Source organism: Phyllobacterium bourgognense (assembly GCF_003337575.1).
In the GTDB taxonomy this organism is placed as follows: Bacteria; Pseudomonadota; Alphaproteobacteria; order Rhizobiales; family Rhizobiaceae; genus Phyllobacterium; species Phyllobacterium bourgognense.
Genome location: NZ_QPJM01000007.1, coordinates 54,577 through 73,388, shown reverse-complemented (window position 1 = coordinate 73,388; position 18,812 = coordinate 54,577). Strand labels below are relative to the sequence as shown.

Below are 18,812 nucleotides of genomic sequence, written 5' to 3'. Positions count from 1 at the left end.
GCTCTTTCACAGACAGGCACAGTCAATGCCGCAGGATCTTGCTCAGAAACGCGCGGCTTCGATCGGTCTTTGGATCGGAGAAAAACTCTTCGGGCGTGCCGGTCTCAACGACGGCTCCCGCATCCATGAATACAACCCGCTGCGCCACTTTGCGGGCAAAACCCATCTCATGCGTCACCACCATCATGGTCATGCGTTCTTCGGCAACACCGACCATCACGTCAAGTACCTCACTGATCATCTCGGGATCGAGGGCTGAAGTGGGCTCATCGAAAAGCATGATTTTCGGGCGCATGCACAGGCAACGCGCAATAGCAACGCGCTGCTGCTGACCACCGGACAGCTCGGAAGGATAAGCATTGAACTTATCGGCGAGCCCGACTTTCGCCAGCATCTCGCGGCCCGACGCCTCGGCCTCGGCGCGAGCGATTTTCCTCACATGGATAGGTGCGAGCGTGACGTTTTCGAGCGCCGTCTTGTGCGGATAGAGATTGAAAGCCTGGAAGACGAAGCCGATCTCGGTACGCAGTTCGGTCATGTTGGTGGCGCGGTCGCCGAGACGCTGTCCATCGACGACAAGGTCGCCGTCCTTGATCGTCTCAAGGCCATTGATGCAGCGGATCAGCGTGCTTTTGCCCGAGCCGCTGGGTCCGCACACGACGACGACTTCGCGCGGCTCGACACTGAGCGTGATATCCTTGAGAACATGGAGCGCACCGAACCATTTGTTGACGCCGCGAAACTCGATCATATCTTGCTGCCTTTGTTGATTGAGCGCGTCACAATTGCACCTCGCCATGGGCGGCGCTCATGCGTCGCTCGAGGCGGCGGGCGAGCAGGATGAGCGGATAGCACACCGCAAAATAGCCGATGCCGACAATGGCGAACACGAGCAACCCGTTGGGTACCCGCTGAACCACCAGCCAGCCGACCCGGGTAAGATCGGTCAGGCCGATGGCGGAAACGACGGACGAATCCTTGATGAGAAGCACGTACTGGCCCACGAGCGGCGGCAGGGAGACACGCATCGCTTGCGGCAGCACCACCTGACGCATCCGCTGCCATTGCGACAAGCCGGACGCGAGCGCCGCCTCGACCTGCCCGGTCGGCACCGAACGGATACCGGCTGCGACGATCTCGCAAATGAAGCAGGCTGCGAGGTTGGTCAGCGCTATGATGCCCGCGGTGAAGGCATCGAGCTCAACACCAAGTTCCGGCAGGATGAAGAAGATCAGGAATATCTGGACGAGAAACGGCGTCCCACGGATCAAATCGACCCACAATCCGATCGCAGAATCCAGCAAGCGGCTACCGCTTGTCCGTAGGACACCGAACGCAAAGCCAAGGATGGTACCGAGCACCAGGCTTATTCCAGACAGGGCAATGGTCATGCCGAGCCCGCGCAACGCCAGTGGATAGCTGCCCATCAGGCTTTGGAGCTGAAACCAGATCATGTGCGGCTCCCGATCGGACGCACGCCGAGCCAGCGCGCCGAGAATGCTGCCAGTGACTTCAATCCATAATAGAGGACGAGATAGCACGCGGCAGTTGTGACGAAGCCTTCAGCGGGCATGAATCTGTCCGACGCCAGCAATTGGCCCGCCCGCGTCAGTTCGGCAACCGAAATCAACGACAGCAATGCCGAGTCTTTCACCAAAACAATGGCTTGGCCAAGCAGCGGTGGAATGGTTACCCGGATAGCCTGCGGCAGAATCACCAGGCGCATGCGCTGGGAATAGGTCATCCCGGATGCAATACCGGCCTCCACTTGTCCACGCGAAATGGACAGGATGCCGGCGCGGATGATCTCGGCGATGTAGGCGCCACTGTTCAAAGCCAAAGCGAGAATGCCGACGAAGAGCTCTGGCAGAACGACCCCAAGCCGCGGCAGGCCGAAATAGAGAAAGTAAAGCTGCGCCAGCAGAGGTGTCGCGCGGATCGCATCGATGTATATCTTTGCCGGAAGCTGCAAAAGCCGCGAACGCTGCAGGTTCATCGCACACAGGATAATGCCAACAGCGAGGGCGCCGGCGAATGAAACGATCGATAGCCACAGCGTCGCAGCAAATCCCTGCCCGAAAAGGGGCAGATATTCGACGATGGTGCGAAAGCTGAAGTTTTCAAGCATGCCGGGAAGATCCCTCAGGCGGCGGAACAGGCGCGATCAAAAAGCACCGGACGGCATGCGTGAAGCGAATTGGCTCCACGCAAGACCGTCCGGAACCTGCTATTGATGGTCTTTCTTCCAGTCTTCCGAATTGACCCAGTAATCCAGGTTCTTCTGCAGACGGCCATCGAGAGCGACCTGATCGAGGAAGAGGTTCATCCAGATGAGAAGGTCCGGCTCGTCATAGCGTGTGGCGAAAGCCAGTGGCTCTTTCGACAGGACTTCCGGCATGATGGTGAAGCTGCCGGCTGGATAAGCGGCCTGCTGACCCTTGACGGCCGAGACATCGTTTACGCCGCAATCGGCCTGGCCGTTATTGACAGCATCGAGCAGGAGCGGGCCGCCGCCCTTGTAGCTCTTGATTTCGGCATCGGGGAAAGTCTCCTTTGCCACTTTTTCGCCCGTCGCTCCGAGAAGCACGGCGATCTTCGTGCCCTTGGCCTTGCAAGCCTCCATGGTACCGAATTTGCTGTCAGACTTGGCAAAGACAGCGCTGCCCGTGTGCATGAAAGGCTTGGTGAAGGCGACTTTCATCGCCCGTGCCAGCGTCGGCGTCATATCCGCAACTAGCAGATCGGCCTTGCCGGAAAGCAGCGCCGGGATCAGACCGTCCCAATCATAATCCTGGAACGTGATTTTTACGCCCATTTCCTTCGCCATCAGTTCCGCAAGCTCGACCGAGCTTCCCGTGCGCTTGCCAGCCGCATCGACCATGGAAAAGGGTGGGCCCTGCGTCTGAACCGCGACGCGCAGTTCGCCGCGCTTGGTGATGTCGTCTAGTGTTCCGGCATTTGCTGCAACAGTCATGCCGAGCAGGGCAATCCCTGCGACGAATAGTCGAGTAATTTTCATTCTTATGTCCTCCGTTGGTATTCCCCGCCCTTTATTGGGCTCTTAATTTGTTTTTGGTGCCGTTGCCGGATCAGTCCAGCATCCCTCCGGCAAGCTCACCCATTTGTTGCACGATGCCATGACCACAAAGGTCTCGCTTCGTACGATCTCTCCGAGGTCGCCGACCCCGGGTATCAACTCGCTGGTGACCCGGTAAAGATCGGCAATGTCGCCTGCGATGACCACATCGACGATGATGTCAAACCGTCCGGTTACCACACATGCCGATGTGACGAAGGGGAGCGCTGCAATCCGTTCCGCGATCTCGCGTACGCGGCCGCGCCCCTGTGTGTTGACGCCGACGATGGCCGAGATCAGCTCGGGACGTTCCGTCAGGTTGAGCAGTCCGACGATCTTCAGGAGGTTTCGGTCCAGCAAGTTGCGAAGGCGCGTGCGTACCGTTGGCACGGACATCGCCATCGTTTCAGCAAGACGCGTCAACCCAGGCTGCGCATCCTGCGAAAGTTGTTTGACAAGCCGCCTGTCCGTCTGGTCCAGATGTTCCCGCAAGCGGCTAGACTTTCACAAAAGAGAAAATACAGCGATAATTTTTACCGATATGGAATATCCTATGCGGTACTTTTGCAGAACACAAGGGTTTTGAAATTCAAACAAATGGCTTGGCCGGGTCGAACTTGCGAGGAAGCAGTCTTTCCAGATAAGCCCGGCCTTGCGATGAAATCTGGTTTGTATCGGGCAACATGAAATCATCCGGCAGATGCTTGGTCTTTCCAGCGACATTGGCCAGCGGCACCAGTTGCGGGCTGGTTTTTCCATTTTCGTATTGCAAGGCAACTGATCCGCCACCGCGGGCCGCAGCTTCCACCGCAAAAACGCCGGCTTCAAAAGCTTCGCGTGCGTCCGTCTCGTTGATCGTCGCGATGTTGCCGCGCGGCAAGTAGCCGAATGTATCGACGCGTGCACGTGCACCGGGCAGCCCGGTGCGGATCAACTCCTCGATGGTCATGCCGAGATCGCCGCCCGAAAGGCGCACATTCCCATGCGCATCGCGCTCGAGCCGGTCGGGTGGCACCAGGTTTTCCACGACTGATCGTCCGTCTTCTGCCGTGACACCCTCCGACATGGCCACGATGCAGCGTCCATGGCGCGAGGTGGCTTCGCCTACGTCGTCGATGAATCGTTCCGGCGAGAACGCCCGCTCCGGAACGTAGAGAAGGTGCGGTCCACTCTCTTCGTCAAGCTGCCATGCGGCGGCGGCCGTGGTGAGAAAGCCCGCATGTCTGCCCATGACGATGCCGACATAAATTCCCGGCAAGGCGCGAAAATCGAGATCGACGCTCAAAAAGGCCCCTGCAACCAACTCGGCTGCTGAGATGAACCCGGGCGTATGGTCGTTTTCGACAAGGTCATTGTCTATCGTCTTCGGGGCGTGGACAAAAGCGATGTCCTTGCCGGCAGCTTCGGCGAGTATTTGCTGCGTCCCGGCCGTGTCGTTACCGCCGATATAAATGAACGCGGTGGCGCCGGCCTTGTGAAGACCTTTGAGGATAACCTCGCAGTAGGCTGCATCAGGTTTGTCGCGCGTACTTCCGAGGGCGGCGCTTGGTGTTGCGGCGATGCGGCGCAATTCCTGCTCGCTCAAACCGGAAAGATCGACAAAATTCCCGTCACGTATGCCGCGCACACCATGTAGTGCGCCAAGAACGCGCGCACCTTTGTGACGCTTGCGAATCTCGATCGCGGCACCCGCCAGGGTCTGGTTTATAACTGCAGTCGGCCCGCCGCCCTGCGCAATTACGAACGTCTCGGTCATATCAATTCTTTCGGTTTGCGTGTTTCCGGAAGCCAGTTGGCCGGTTAGGCGGATGATAACAATATTTGGCCGCATGCACTATATACAGAGCCTTGAAGGAGTTGAACGGATTCTATGGCACAACGCGCAGGTAGCGCTGATCTTCCCTTGCACAATGGCCGCGTGCCGAAATGGCTCGGCGACCGCATGACCCGGCTCGGTGCGGTCATGTGCGAAGCCATCATCCACCATTACGGCCGAGACGAACTGCTCCGGCGTCTGTCGCACCCCTTCTGGTTTCAATCCTTTGGCGCGGTCATGGGCATGGACTGGCATTCGTCCGGTATCACGACCAGCGTGATTGGCGCCTTGAAACGAGGATTGACTCCTTTGTCGGGGGAACTCGGCGTGCATGTATGCGGCGGGCGTGGAACACACTCGCGCAAGACACCCGATGAGCTTGCAGCCATCGGCAACCGCGTTGGAATCGACGGGTTGGCGCTTGCCAAGGTGAGCCGGCTGGTCGCCAAAGTTGACAGTGCCGCGGTGCAGGACGGGTTCGATCTTTATCTCCACGGTTTTATTGTCACGGATGACGGCAACTGGGTCGTCGTTCAGCAGGGCATGAACGGCGACAGCCGCCAGGCGCGGCGTTATCACTGGCTCTCGGAAGGACTGACGAGCTTTGTCGATTCGCCGCATGCCGCCATCGAGGGGCGGGGGCAGGGCGAAATCATCAACCTCGCGGACAAGCGTGCCATGGCCTCGCGGCGTGGACGCTCAGTAGTTTAGGGCCGGACAGGATCGTGCGTGAGGTTGCGGCGCTTGAATTGAATCATGCGCCACCCAAGCCGGTCGAAGAGCCCGCGCAGCCCATGCTGCCCCATTTGATCATGCCGGCCCACCACGACGTTCGCGAAAGCGATGTCATCATGCGGCGACTGCACGGAAATCTGGCCGCGGCGGCCGAGCGCGGCCCGGCCGACTTCGAGGATCTGCTTTTGGTACCGGGCGTCGGCGCGCGAACGGTCAAAGCACTCGCCATGGTTGCAGAGGTCGTGCATGGCGCCCCCTGCCGTTTCTCCGATCCCGCCCGCTTTTCGCTGGCGCATGGCGGCAAGGACCGGCATCCGTTTCCTGTTCCCTTGAAGGTCTATGACGAGACGATCAATGTATTGAAATCGGCAGTCCGGAAAGGCAAGCTCGGGCGCGAGGAAGAATTGCAGGCGCTCCATCGTCTCGACAATCAATCCCGGCAATTGGAACGCTATGTAACCGGGCCTGATCTCAAGGAGATAATTGCCGGCGAGTTTGATCAATCTGCCTCGTTCGGGGGCCGCAGCGTCTTCGGCCGGGAGCCGGCGACGGAGGACGAATCTTCTGATCGGGAGGTGAAAACTAGGTAGTATTACCTAGCCGGTCGCAAATTATCCCTTGTTGTCATTGTTTTGCGCGAAGCGAGTTGAAACAATCTCAATTCAATTCTATAAAAGCTGCGTTGAATTTTTGATTGTCGAAGTTTTTCGCGTGCAAGCGCTTCTACCTTCTCCTTCAAAACTCGATAGAAACGGATATCGTGCATGTGTACGATATCCAGGTTGAAGTTGGCAGGGAGGGCTTAATATGGCCACAGGCACAGTTAAATGGTTCAATTCCACAAAAGGTTTTGGTTTTATTCAACCTGAGGACGGCGGCGCAGATGTGTTCGTGCATATCTCTGCCGTTGAGCGCGCTGGATTGCGCAGCCTCAATGATGGCCAGAAGATCAATTACGAGCTGGTGCGCGACAAGAAGTCGGGCAAGATGTCAGCCGATCAATTGAGCGCTGCCTGATCAGCGTTCAGTTTGTGGTCGCCAAGAAGGTGACCATGGCGTAAACTGAAATATATGACGGAGGCCAGGCCGATGCCTGGCCTTTTCAATGGAATTGACGTTGCGAGCGCAAGCAGCTCGCTCAATATACAAACAAGGATGACCACCGGTTGAAAAATCTCAAGGAATTGGCTGAGCGCCGCACTGCTGCAGCCGAGGCGAAGAAACTGCTTCTCAAGAAGTTCGATAGTGCACCCAAGCCGACTGACCCCGAGATGCAGGCGAAACGTGCCGAGCGGGAGGCAATCGCAGCGGCGCGTGAAGCGCGGCGTGCGGAAAAAGAGCGGTTGGCGCAAGAAGAACTGGCGCGCAAGCAGGCAGAAGCCGATGCGTTGGCCGAGGCCGCCCTGGCCGAAGCGGAAGCCGCCAAGGTCGAAGCAAACAGACATGTCGCACGTGTCCTCGCCGATGAAGCTGAGCGCAAGGCGGAACGCGACCGGCGTTATGCAGCCCGCAAGGCCAAGCAGCGTTAAGCCGCAATAATTTTCAGATCTCTAGGTTCCCTGGCCGTTTGCTCCCCAATTTCGCGCGATTGACAACAGCCGCCGGAAAACAGGATTATCTCGTATGCCGAGGACTTACAGCAGTGGCGGACGGGTTCCGCGAGGGGCACCCGGACGAGCCCTGGGCGGGCCGCCCTTGCCAGAGGTCCATACCCTCCGGGAACGTTTCGGGGCTCTGAAGAACCTTTGGCCATTCCTGTTGATGGTTTGGCGGACAAGTCCGTATCTGACCGCGGCATCGCTCGTCCTGCGTCTGGGCCGGGCGCTCCTGCCCGTGATAACGCTGTTCGTCGGCAAGCTTATCATCGATGATGTGGTCTTGCTGGTGCAAACGCCGAACAAGCCGCAAACGCTGTCGCAGTGGCTGAACAGCGGCCTCCTGAACTGGCTGGGGCTGCTGCTTCTTGCCGAATTCGCGCTTGCGGTTCTGTCGGATATTCTTGGGCGCGTCGTGTCCCTGATCGACAGCCTGCTGTCGGAACGCGTATCCAACACCTCGAGCGTTCGTCTGATGCAGCACGCGGCAACGCTTGATCTGGAGGATTTCGAGGACGCAGAGTTTCAGGATCAGCTCGAGCGGGCCCGTCGCCAGTCGAGCGGGCGCATGACCCTGATGGGGCAATTGCTCAGCCAGGCACAGGACATGGTGACGGTTGCGAGCTTTGCCGCCGGCCTGATCGTCTATGCGCCCTGGCTCATCGTCCTGTTGTTTCTTGCCCTGGTCCCAGCCTTTCTGGGCGAGGCGCATTTCAATGCCCAAAGCTATTCACTCGATTTTGTCCGCACGCCGGAGCGGCGCGAACTCGACTATGTCAGGCAGACCGCAGCCAGCGTCGAGACCGCCAAGGAAGTCAAGATATTCGGGCTGCACAACTTCCTGATCGATCGCTACATGCGTCTCGCCACCGACTTCTATGCGGCCAATCGCATACTCGCGCTGCGGCGTGCGAGCTGGGGCGGGCTGTTCACCGCGATGGGTACCGTCGGCTATTATCTTGCCTACGCCTATATCGTCCTGCGTACGCTGGGCGGCGAGTTTTCCATTGGCGATCTGACCTTCCTCGCCGGCTCTTTCCGGCGCCTGCGCACCCTGCTCGAAGGGCTGCTGACAAGCTTTTCAAGTACGGCAGGACAAGCGCTTTATCTCGATGATCTGTTTGCCTTCTTCGAGGTCAAGCCGGAAATCCTCTCGCCGGAAAATCCACGTCCTTTCCCGCATCCAATCCGTCAGGGCTTCGTGTTCGACGATGTCGGGTTCATCTATCCCGGTGCCGAGAGTTGGGCGGTCCGCCATCTCAGCTTCACCTTGCATGCCGGCGAAGTGGTGGCGCTTGTTGGTGAAAATGGCGCCGGCAAGACGACCCTGGTGAAGCTTCTCACCCGCCTTTATGATCCGGATGAAGGCCGTATCCTGCTCGATGGCCATGATCTGCGCGAATATGATCTTGAGGCTCTACGGGGCAATATGGGCGTGATCTTCCAGGATTTCGTGCGCTACAATCTCAGTGCTTCCGATAATATTGCGGTTGGCAGGATCGCATACAGGGACGATCGTGGCCGCATCGCGCAAGCGGCGTCGCGCAGCCAGGCAGATGGCGTCATTGCCAAGCTTCCCGGTCAGTATGAGCAAATGATCGGCAAGCGTTTCAAGAACGGCGTTGAGTTATCCGGCGGCGAATGGCAGAAAATCGCCATCGCCAGAGCCTATATGCGCGAGGCCGAGGTCCTGATACTCGACGAGCCGACAGCCGCGCTCGACGCGCGTTCCGAGTTCGAGGTGTTCCGCCGTTTCAAGGAACTCAGTGAAGGCAAGACGGCGATTCTCATCTCGCACCGCTTTTCCAGCGTGCGCATGGCCGACCGCATTCTAGTTCTCGCCGATGGCAAGGTCGAAGCTGCCGGCACACATGAGGAACTTGTCGCGCAGGCTGGCCGCTATGCCGAGCTTTTCGAGTTGCAGGCCGCTGGTTACCGCTAGAGCAATTCCAGGAAAAGTAGGCTCCGGTTTTCCGTCCGGAATTGCGTAAAAACAAAGAGCTGGAGCAAGTTTTGCTCTAGCCTCTAAACGCGCTGCAGCAAGCCTGCGCTGTTTTCCTTGGCAACCATCCGGTACCACCCTGGAATATAGCTGTCCGTATGGGAGCACGCCCGGGCAATCCCTGGATGTTCTTTCGCCCATTTTCTCAAAGCGATCCAGGCGGGACTTTCCGTGAATGACCGCGGGCGGATCCTTCCCGAAATCGGGATACCGAATTCCCGGGCGACAATTTCGACGTCTTCATCGGAAAAAAGCGGCAGGAGAATATGCGGTTCATTGTATTTGCAGATCGCATAATAGGATCTGCCGGTACCCTTGGAGATCGAGAGTGCAGCGCCCAGGGGAACACCGCGACCATAGGTGCGGTTCTCAAGCATTTTCAGACACGGACCCTCAGCAGAAATGGATCCTGTGAAGATACGGCCGCAAATTTCCACTCTATGAAATTCATGTCTGTCGGGCATCCTGTTCCCCCATGATTCACCATGACGCAGGTACGCTTTGACAACTTGGCGAATCATACACGAATCCGGCCATTTAACCAGCTCAGGCCAAGCTTTGGCACAATGTTTAACGCCTTTCGTCGAGCTGGTGTCACATTTTTGAATCATATTGTATTGGAATATCTCTGCCTCTGGTCAGAACAAGGAGATCCCGCCGTGAACGATAAAGTCTTCCACGTCCTGTTTCTCTCGCGTCGCAACTCTGCAAGGAGCATGATGGCCGAGGCGATCCTCAATCGTATCGGCAAGTCCCACTTCGTCGCCTATAGCGCCGGCACGGAGCCTGCGAAGGCGATCGATCCGGAAACAAAGGAATTGCTTGAGCAGACCGGCTTTCCGGTGGATGACCTGCATCCCAAGCACTATCGCGAGTTCGGTCTTGAAGGTGCGCGTGACCTCGATTTCGTTTTTACATTGAATGATGACGCCGCAGGAGAGCCCATGCCCGAATGGCCGGGCGTCCCGGTCACGGCCCATTGGGAGTCGTCCGATCCTGTCTTTGCAACAGGTGAACCATGGGAGCGCAAGCAGGCGTTTTCCCGTACGATGCTGGAACTGGATCGCCGGTTGAAAATTTTCATCAACCTTCCGCTCAAATCGCTCGATCGCATGAGCATCCAGCATCACGTCGATGAAATCGGCAAGTCAACATAACTAACCACAATGTGACTTGCTGAAAGCTGCCGCCGCTTTTGCGCCATGAATTTTTCATCCGTCTGACATGGCCGCCGATTATCTTTCGGGTACGCGAATCAACCTGATCGGTAAAGCACATGAACACAGCAAATCGCTGGACGCCGCACTGGGCGATCCATCCTGGCGAGCATTTGCGTCAGTGCATCGAATGTAACGGTCTTTCGACCGAAGATTTTGCGCGGCGCGTCGAGATGCCCGTGGCAATCATCGACGCCATCATTGCCGGCCAGCATCCGATTACACTCGACATTGCGACACGCATCGACAGAACGCTTGGTATCATGCCTGAGCTCTGGTTTGTGCTGCAGTCCAGATGGCTGCGCTATCAGGAGACATTTCAGGCCTCTGCGTAAACCTCCCCAAGGGGGGCTATGCCTGAAGATCGAGCACCCATGTCTGCCCCACCAGATCCTGGCCGAAGGAATGATGCTTTTCCTCATCGACCAGGCGAAATCCGGCTGCCTCGTATATGCGGCGCGCCGAGACGAGGACGTCGTTTGTCCATAGTTTGATCTGCCGGTAGCCAAGTTCCCTCGCGCGCTCGACACAGGTTGCAACGAGCGTTCGACCGATGCCAAGGCCACGCGCGCTCGGTTCGACATAGAGAAGGCGCAGCTTCGCGACTTCAGGATCCTCGGATCGGACGAGGAATATGGACCCGGCGATCGAACCGGCATATTCGGCAATCCACGCGGCTTCGCGTTCCGGATTGAAATTGGTGACGAATTTCGACAGGATTTCAGCGACCAGCGCTTCATAGGTCCAATCCAGGCCATATTCCTGATAATAAAGCACCGCCTGCCGGTGGATGACCCAGCCAAGATCGCCGGGCTGGGGGCCGCGATATGTCACCTCGTCCGGCACATGGTTTTCGGCATCGATAAGGTTTCTGATCTGACGCATGGACGATACCAGTTGCCTGCGGGCACCGTCATCCAACGGTGCAAGGATTTGCTCCATCTGAAGCTGCGAGCGCCGGTTAAGGCCGGAAAAGACCTCTTGGCCCGCCGGAGTCAGCGTTATGAGACGCTGCCGTCCATGTGTTGAGCTGGCACGAACGCGCACGAGCTTGCGCTTTTCGAAGCGTGAGACGATGCGGCTGAGATGGGCCTTGTCCATGTGCAGACTGCGACCGATATCGGCGGCCGTCTGTTCGCCATTGTTGGCAAGTTCATATAATACGCGGCCCTCTGCCAAAGTGTAGTCGCTGGCAAGCAGGTGCTTGTCGAGCAGTCCGATTTCCCTTGTAAAAAAGCGATTGAAACTGCGAAATTCGTCAACTGCGTTCATGTTATCCGCTCTATGTTGTCAGTGACAACATCATATGCATTTCACTTGGGATCGCAAGATGGAAATGCGATGACGACGACGAATGGGAAAGAGGATTATGTGGCCTTCGCCGCTGCCCTGCCAGCTGTCCGGCCTGAGAAAATAGAGCCGCCGAGGAAGGTTCCCTCGAGCGAATTATAGCCATGCATGCCGCCGCCACCGAAGCCGGCTGCCTCGCCGGCTGCATAGACCCCGGCCAGCGGTTCGCCGCCAGCCTTCAAAACACGCGCGCTTAAATCCGTCTCGATGCCGCCGAGCGATTTGCGTGTGAGGATGCTCAGGCGCACTGCGATCAGCGGCCCATGTCTCGGATCGAGTATCCTGTGCGGCGGCACCACACGAACGAGGCGATCACCGATATAGTTGCGGGTGCCGCGGATCGCCGTGATTTGCGCATCTTTGGTATATGGATTGTCGACTTCGCGGTCACGGGCCATGATCTGCGCCTGCAACTTGTCTTCATGGATCAGATTGTCGCCAGTCAGCGCGTTCATGCGGCGGACGAGTCCGGAGAGGTCCTTTTCGACGATGAAATCCTCGCCATTGTCGAGGAAAGCCTGCACCGGAGCGGGGACACCGCCTAGCGCGCGCTTCAGCACCTGCCTCCAGCTCTTCGAAGTGAAGTCCGGATTCTGTTCCGAGCCGGAAAGCGTTATCTCTTTCTTGGCGATCGTCTGGTTCAGCACGAACCAGGAATAATCATAGCCGCTCTTCATGATATGGCTGAGCGTGGACAGCGTATCGAAACCGGGCAGGCATGGCGCGGGGAGGCGGTCGCCGCGAGCGTCAAACCATAGCGGCGACGGGCCGGGCAGAATGCGGATGGCATGCTTGGACCAGATCGGATCCCAATTGTTGACGCCCTCGACATAGTGCCACATGCGGTCTTCGTTGATGAGACGGGCTCCGGCTTTCTCCGCGACGCCCAGCATCAGCCCGTCGACATGGTCCGGCACGCCGCTGATGAGATGTTTCGGCGTTCCGAGCCGCGCCGGCCAGTTCTTGCGCACCAGATCGTGATTGCCGCCGATGCCGCCGCTGCAGACAATGATCGCCTGCGCCTTCAGGGAGAACGATCCGGTGGCAATACGGGAACTCGGTTCACTGCGCCTGACCTTGCTTGGCTGGAGGATTTCGCCATCGACCCCGTCGATGATTCCGGCGCTTTTGACCAGCGCCGTTACGCGGTGCCGGAAGCGAAAAGTGAGGAGACCTTTTTGCTCGGCTTCGCGAGCCCGGCGTATAAACGGCTCGACCACGCCGAGACCTGTGCCCCACGTGATATGAAAACGCGGAACGGAATTGCCATGTCCCGTGGCGAGCGATCCGCCGCGTTCGGCCCAGCCGACGACAGGAAACCAGCGCATGCCCTGAGCGTGCAGCCATGCGCGTTTCTCGCCTGACGCAAAATCGATATAGGCTTCCGCCCACTTGCGCGGCCAATGATCTTCGGGCCGGTCGAAACCCGCCGAGCCCATCCAGTCCTGCAATGCGAGTTCACGCGAATCCTTGATGCGCAGACGGCGCTGCTCGGGGGAGTTGACGAAGAACAATCCGCCGAAGGATCGCCACGCCTGGCCCCCGAGTGTCTGCTCCGGTTCCTGATCGAGGACAATCACCTTCTTGCCGGCATCGGTGAGTTCGGTTGCCGCGACGAGCCCGGCGAGACCCGCGCCAATGATGATCGCATCCGCATCGTAACCCATTGCCGATTTCCTCTCCGTGTATCCGCGTAGCAGAAAAAACAGGAAAGCTAAATTGTCATTGCCGGAGGGTTTTGGATGAAAAGCGACCGATCTGGTACAAGAACCTTGGATTCCTATGCAAGAATCGTCGATTCAGGCAGGGTTTTATCTACTGCAGATTGCAAATTATGTGTGGCTGGTTGTCTTTCGGCGCTAGGACTGGCGAGCTTCCACTTTTTCCAAACTCTGTAACAGGGCTTGAAGCGGTTGTGGTCGATGAAACAGAAAGCCTTGACCATAGCCGATGCCAAGCGATTTAAGGATGTCGACCGCCTGCAGATCCTCGATATGTTCAGCAATAACATCGACACCAAGTTCGCGCGCGATACCGCCAATGGAAGCAACGACGGCTTGATCAAGCCGACTTTTCGACAATTTCTCGATAAATGCCCCGTCTATCTTGATGCTATCCACCTTGAAACGGTGTAGGTATCCGAATGAACTGAGGCCGGTGCCAAAATCGTCGAGACTTATACGGCAACCGGCTGCGCGAGCTTCTGTAACGAAGTGTTCTGCTGCCTCGTAATTATTCACCGCAGTCGTTTCTGTAATCTCGAATATCAGGCGAGACGGAGAAACTTTGGTTTTTTCAATCGTTGACTGTAGAAATGGCCAGAGTGTGGGATCGCTTATTGTATTTGCAGACAGATTAATTGCGAGCGACACGTTCTTCATCTGCATCAATTTTGGCCCATAGGTCTCGAGCGTGTGCTGGATAATCCAGCGATCAACTATTCCCATGAGGCCGAAGCGTTCCGCGGCGGGGATAAACTCGGCGGGCGCGATAATTTCCCCGTTTGCTCCGGTCATCCTCGACAGTATCTCGATACAGATGCTGTGATCGTCTGTATTTGAGATTGCTCTGATCTCCTGGCCGTAGACTTGGAGTCGTCCTTCCGATAACGCTTCCAGAATTCCAGAGGCGGCCTGAATACTTGCAAGATTCTGTCGGGCCGCGCCAGTATTGATATTGTAGATGGCACTGCGATTGCGGCCTTCGGCCTTGGCCGCGTAGCAAGCAGCATCAGCACGGGCTATCGCCTCGGCGAGGGTGACGCCCGGTTCATCGAGTGCGGCTATGCCAATGCTGGCGCCAATGTTCTGGATTTTCCCGTCCCAAGGCAGCCGAATTGTTCTGATCTCGCCTATCAAGCGCTCGGCGGCTTCTTCTGCCTCCTCAAATTTGCTGGTCGGAAGGAGAACTGCAAATTCATCGCCTCCGAGCCGCCCAATGATGGCGGAGTCGGGTAAGGAATTGTTCATGCTCGAGGTTGCCATTTTAAGCAAAGCATCGCCGGCCGCATGACCAAGCGTGTCATTGACCATCTTGAAGCGGTCGAGGTCTATGTAAAGCAGTGCATATGGAGCCTCATCGCCGCTTTTCTCGATCAACGACGACACCGCCGATTCGAATGCCGTCCTGTTCAAAAGCCCCGTCAAGGCATCATGGGTTGCCGCGTGGGAAAGCTCTTTTTGAAGGTTTCGAGCGCTCGTGACATCCTGGATCACCAACACAGATCCGGTTATCGCGCCTGTCAGATCGAAAAGCGGGGAGGCGATGTCCCTCAGAGAACGCCGCCCTCCATCCGCGCGGACAAAGAGAACGTTTTCAGCGCTCTCTACGGTCTGGCCGATCTGCATCGCACGGCTGGTCGTAGAGACAAGGGTCGTGCCGGTTCCTTCATCGATGAGATTGAGCACATCCTCCAGTCGTGAACCGATGAGGTCCTGGGCATCAAGCAGCAGCAATCGTTCCGCCGCTGGATTGGCAAACGTAATATTGTTGTCAACATCAGTAGTAAGAACCGCATCACCAATGGACTGAAGTGTAATGCGATAGAGGTCCTTTTCCCGGGCGAGCGCCTCCGCGTTCAGGACCTCTTCCGTTATGTCCCAGATGCTACCCATCAACATGTCGGGCATCGTTTCGTAACGGACGCGTCGCGCCAGGGCGAACACATGGCGGACTTCCCCATCAGGCTTGATGATCCGGTAGCTCGTCTTCATGGGCTCGCCGGTCTCAAACGTGGATTCTATCTCACGCTCAGCCCTGGCTGCGTCGTCCGGATGCAAAAGATTGTGCCACGTGGCGCGGGGTACTTCATCGGGCCCTGGGCCTATACCGAAAATCTCGCGCATGCGGCGATCCCACAATACGATCTCGGTCTCGCTGTTGAAATGCCATAATCCAACCTGGCCGGCGTCGAGTGCGAGTTGAATGCGCTCGTTCAGCAGGGTCAGTTCCAGTTCGGCATTCTTCTGATCGGTAATGTCCGTCTGGACGCCGATCATCCTCGATGGGCGGCCATTTTTGTCCCATTCGACAACACGTCCCCGGTCGAGAACCCACACCCAGTGACCATCCTTGTGGCGCAGTCTGAACTCGGTCTCAATCTGCGATGTTTCGCCGGAAATATGCCGTTCACCGCTTTCGATGGCACGCTGTTTGTCATCAGGATGTATGAGTGTCAGCCAAAGATCGCTGCTATCGCCGAGCTCGTCTTCACGATAGCCCAGCATTTTCTTCCATGTAGCTGAATAATAGCACTGTCCGGTGGTAAGATTGGAATCCCAAACGCCGAGCCCGGCGGATTCGAGCGCGAAGCTCCACCGGTTGGCCTCGGCATCGGCGGGCGTCAGGGAAGGTCTTGAGTGCAGGCGCATATTCCGAACGTCTGTCATGCCCGAAGCTAACATGAAAAGCAGAAAAATACAGTTAATGTCTTCGCAGGAATACGGCTCGAAGTGTTCATCATTGGAGACAATTATAGGCTCTAGCTTCAATGTTATAGCCAGTAAAAAGATGTATCCACCAATAATAGGATCTTCGCGATTTGTCGCTTCAGGCAAGCGTCTCATGTTGAGCTGGCATTAAAATTGCTTGCTTGTCATTGCAGACATCGAATGGAAAGATGACTGAATTGATGTCTCAAAGCCGGAAGGATCGCTGGTGTTATGACAAGCGCAGTTGAAAAAGGAAGCACAGTCGTCAATGGAGATGCAATTCTCTCCGTTGAAAATCTGACGGTGGATCTGCCGCTGGGCATGGAGCGGCGCTACGCAGTGGAAGATATTTCTTTTGAACTGCGACCTGGCGAAATTCTCTGCATCATCGGCGAGTCTGGATCGGGAAAGTCCGTCACCGCAAACGCAATCATGGGCCTGCTGCCATCGTCCATTCGAGCCAGCAAGGGCGCGATCCGCTTCAAAGGCGTCAATATCCTCGAGGCCAAGGACGAATATGTGCGCGGACTGCGCGGGCGTGCTGTTTCGATCATCTTCCAGGATCCTCTCTCTGCGCTCAATCCCTTGATGACGGTCGGCGCGCAGATCGCCGAGGTCATGGAAGTACACAATGTCGGCACTCCCGAAACGCGGGCAAAAGCGGTTCTGGATCTGCTCGATGAGGTAGGTCTGCCAGATCCGTTGCTGATGCAGCACCAATATCCTTTTCGGCTGTCCGGCGGACAGCGACAGCGTGTGATGATCGCGATGGCCCTGGCTCTTGGTCCTGATGTATTGATTGCCGATGAACCGACGACGGCACTTGATGTAACAACGCAGGCGCAGATTCTGGAATTGATCCGCAAGATTCAGCGCGACAAGCACATGAGCGTCATGTTCATCACGCACGACTTCGGTGTCGTGGCAGAGATTGCCGATCGCGTCGTCGTCATGGAAAAGGGCAAGATAGTCGAGCAGGGCAAAGCCGACGACGTGCTCAACCAACCATCGCATCCCTATACGCAGCGCCTTACAGCAGCTGTGCCGCGAATGCGCGACAAGGACAGAGCGAGCAATACAGAAACCCCGGTCGTGCTCGACGTGCAAAAGCTCAACAAAATCTATACGAGCGGCGGGAGCTTCTTTACGAAGGGCCGCACGGTGCATGCGGTTAATGACGTAAGTTTTTCGATCCGCAAGGGCCGCACGCTCGGCGTCGTCGGAGAGTCCGGTTCTGGAAAGTCCTCTCTTGGGCGGGTGCTGCTCAAGCTGATGGATGCCGATGGCGGCAAGATACTGTTCAACGGTCTGGACATCGCACCGCTCGACGCCAAGGAATTCCGGTCGATGCGCCCCTATATCCAGATGATATTCCAGGATCCTTTTGCGTCGCTCAATCCCCGCCACACCATCGGACAAATACTGGTCGTCGGACCAATGGCGCACGGTGTTGGCGCCGCAGATGCAAGAGCGAAGGCGGTGCGGCTCCTTGACCTGGTTGGCCTGGATGAAGGCGCTTACGATCGCTACCCGCATGAGTTTTCAGGCGGGCAGAGACAACGCATCGGCATCGCCCGCGCCCTGATGTTCGATCCAGTGCTTCTGGTCGCAGATGAGGCAGTATCGGCTCTCGATGTTTCCATTCAGGCGCAAATTCTGGAACTGCTGACGAAAATTCAAAAACTCCTCCACGTGGCGATGATCTTCATCACCCATGATTTGCGTGTAGCCAGCCAGATCTGCGATGACATCGCAGTCATGTATCGCGGCGAGATCGTAGAATTCGGACCGCCCTCGCAAATCTTCCGCAGTCCGGCGCACGCGTATACTCAACGGCTGGTCTCGGCAATTCCAGGCAGCCAGTGGGAACCCGCTGCCTGATTTTTGGGCTTGGAGTGCTTTTTTGATGCCCGTTTGGCTCGTCAAACGGGCAATTTCTTTGTTTGTTCGGTATTCCTGCAACCGAATATAAAAAAATAGTTGCATTTGTCCACTATTTGCCGAAGCATGCAAAATAGAAAGCTGCATAACAAATTCAAAGCCTTGGAAATCCCGGATGCAATGCATCGTGTCGGGAGCGGAAGGAATTTGCCCGAATGCCGAAGGTGACGTCGAAGCCGACCACGATTGAACATGTCGATCTCGACGTGCTCGAAGACACGTTGAGCTTCTACATCCGCACCATGAACATTGCGGTTTCCCGCGATCTTGATGCTCGTCTCGATGGATGCGAGGTGGCGCGTGGGACCGGCAAGATTACAACGCTGCTTCTTGTGGACAGTCACCCTGGAATCCGCCCGTCGGTTATCGCGCAGATCATCATGAAAGATCGCTCGGCGATGGGTCGCCTCATAGAGCAGATGATTGAACATGATCTTCTCAGGCGGCAAACCTCTGCCAGTGAACGGCGTGCACAGGAGCTCTACGTCACTCCAAAAGGTGCGGAGCTTGCGGCCATGATCCGGCCAATTGTCACGAAGCAGTCGAAGGATTTCTTCTCGTTCATTGCGGAAGAAGAGCAGGCGCAGGTAATGGATATCTTGCGCCGGGCATACCGGAAGATGGTCGGCATGACTGGAGAACGGGATTGA

At 56.9% G+C, this 18,812-nt stretch carries 17 protein-coding genes and 1 pseudogene; 8 read left to right on the top strand and 10 right to left on the bottom strand.

What is annotated here, in order from left to right; translation table 11 throughout:
- Positions 1-22 precede the first annotated feature (22 nt).
- The 6 genes from C7476_RS14035 to C7476_RS14010 form a co-directional block, all read right to left on the bottom strand.
- Complete coding sequence (locus tag C7476_RS14035) at positions 23-751, bottom strand: amino acid ABC transporter ATP-binding protein (protein WP_114430533.1); 729 nt, start codon at positions 749-751, stop codon at positions 23-25.
- Positions 752-779: 28 nt separating this feature from the next.
- The gene (locus C7476_RS14030; protein ID WP_114430532.1) at positions 780-1,454 is read right to left on the bottom strand and encodes an amino acid ABC transporter permease; all 675 of its coding nucleotides are present in this window, start codon (positions 1,452-1,454) and stop codon (positions 780-782) included.
- The gene (locus tag C7476_RS14025; RefSeq protein ID WP_114430531.1) at positions 1,451-2,128 is read right to left on the bottom strand and encodes an amino acid ABC transporter permease; all 678 of its coding nucleotides are present in this window, start codon (positions 2,126-2,128) and stop codon (positions 1,451-1,453) included. The genes C7476_RS14030 and C7476_RS14025 overlap by 4 nt, the downstream gene beginning before the upstream one ends.
- 99 nt (positions 2,129-2,227) lie before the next feature.
- Positions 2,228-3,019, bottom strand: a complete 792-nt coding sequence (locus tag C7476_RS14020) for an ABC transporter substrate-binding protein (protein WP_114430530.1) — start codon at positions 3,017-3,019, stop codon at positions 2,228-2,230.
- Positions 3,020-3,061: 42 nt separating this feature from the next.
- A complete protein-coding gene (locus tag C7476_RS14015; protein WP_114430529.1) occupies positions 3,062-3,568 on the bottom strand; it encodes an Lrp/AsnC family transcriptional regulator in 507 nt (168 codons plus the stop codon).
- A gap of 97 nt (positions 3,569-3,665) precedes the next feature.
- A complete protein-coding gene (locus C7476_RS14010) occupies positions 3,666-4,832 on the bottom strand; it encodes a diphosphate--fructose-6-phosphate 1-phosphotransferase (RefSeq protein ID WP_114430663.1) in 1,167 nt (388 codons plus the stop codon).
- Between the two features lie 114 nt (positions 4,833-4,946).
- On the opposite strand from C7476_RS14010, the pseudogene C7476_RS14005 reads away from it, so the two are divergent.
- From C7476_RS14005 to C7476_RS13990, 4 genes and pseudogenes are all read left to right on the top strand, one after another.
- A pseudogene (locus C7476_RS14005) lies at positions 4,947-6,217 on the top strand (DUF763 domain-containing protein).
- 217 nt (positions 6,218-6,434) lie between these two features.
- The gene (locus C7476_RS14000; RefSeq protein ID WP_112528883.1) at positions 6,435-6,644 is read left to right on the top strand and encodes a cold-shock protein; all 210 of its coding nucleotides are present in this window, start codon (positions 6,435-6,437) and stop codon (positions 6,642-6,644) included.
- Positions 6,645-6,793: 149 nt separating this feature from the next.
- The gene (locus C7476_RS13995; protein ID WP_114430528.1) at positions 6,794-7,156 is read left to right on the top strand and encodes a DUF6481 family protein; all 363 of its coding nucleotides are present in this window, start codon (positions 6,794-6,796) and stop codon (positions 7,154-7,156) included.
- Between the two features lie 94 nt (positions 7,157-7,250).
- A complete protein-coding gene (locus C7476_RS13990; protein ID WP_114430527.1) occupies positions 7,251-9,164 on the top strand; it encodes an ABC transporter ATP-binding protein in 1,914 nt (637 codons plus the stop codon).
- Between the two features lie 83 nt (positions 9,165-9,247).
- On the opposite strand, the gene C7476_RS13985 is transcribed toward C7476_RS13990, so the two are convergent.
- Positions 9,248-9,601: a hypothetical protein gene (locus C7476_RS13985; protein WP_114430526.1), complete on the bottom strand. Its 354-nt coding sequence runs from the start codon at positions 9,599-9,601 to the stop codon at positions 9,248-9,250.
- Between the two features lie 282 nt (positions 9,602-9,883).
- Here C7476_RS13985 and C7476_RS13980 point away from each other — a divergent pair, with 282 nt between their 5' ends.
- The gene (locus tag C7476_RS13980; protein ID WP_114430525.1) at positions 9,884-10,381 is read left to right on the top strand and encodes an arsenate reductase ArsC; all 498 of its coding nucleotides are present in this window, start codon (positions 9,884-9,886) and stop codon (positions 10,379-10,381) included.
- A 119-nt stretch (positions 10,382-10,500) separates the two neighbouring features.
- The gene (locus C7476_RS13975; protein WP_114430524.1) at positions 10,501-10,776 is read left to right on the top strand and encodes a helix-turn-helix transcriptional regulator; all 276 of its coding nucleotides are present in this window, start codon (positions 10,501-10,503) and stop codon (positions 10,774-10,776) included.
- Between the two features lie 16 nt (positions 10,777-10,792).
- Here C7476_RS13975 and C7476_RS13970 read toward each other — a convergent pair whose 3' ends face one another.
- The 3 genes from C7476_RS13970 to C7476_RS13960 all read right to left on the bottom strand — a co-directional run bounded on the left by C7476_RS13970 (position 10,793) and on the right by C7476_RS13960 (position 16,179).
- The gene (locus C7476_RS13970; protein WP_114430523.1) at positions 10,793-11,713 is read right to left on the bottom strand and encodes a bifunctional helix-turn-helix transcriptional regulator/GNAT family N-acetyltransferase; all 921 of its coding nucleotides are present in this window, start codon (positions 11,711-11,713) and stop codon (positions 10,793-10,795) included.
- 95 nt (positions 11,714-11,808) lie between these two features.
- Positions 11,809-13,458 (bottom strand): FAD-binding dehydrogenase, encoded by a 1,650-nt coding sequence (locus tag C7476_RS13965; RefSeq protein WP_114430522.1) that lies wholly within the window; start codon positions 13,456-13,458, stop codon positions 11,809-11,811.
- A gap of 192 nt (positions 13,459-13,650) precedes the next feature.
- Positions 13,651-16,179, bottom strand: coding sequence for an EAL domain-containing protein (locus tag C7476_RS13960; RefSeq protein ID WP_181872440.1), 2,529 nt, complete (start codon positions 16,177-16,179; stop codon positions 13,651-13,653).
- A 273-nt stretch (positions 16,180-16,452) separates the two neighbouring features.
- Here C7476_RS13960 and C7476_RS13955 point away from each other — a divergent pair, with 273 nt between their 5' ends.
- The gene (locus C7476_RS13955) at positions 16,453-18,102 is read left to right on the top strand and encodes an ABC transporter ATP-binding protein (RefSeq protein ID WP_245426343.1); all 1,650 of its coding nucleotides are present in this window, start codon (positions 16,453-16,455) and stop codon (positions 18,100-18,102) included.
- A gap of 215 nt (positions 18,103-18,317) precedes the next feature.
- Positions 18,318-18,812, top strand: a complete 495-nt coding sequence (locus C7476_RS13950; RefSeq protein ID WP_114430520.1) for a MarR family winged helix-turn-helix transcriptional regulator — start codon at positions 18,318-18,320, stop codon at positions 18,810-18,812.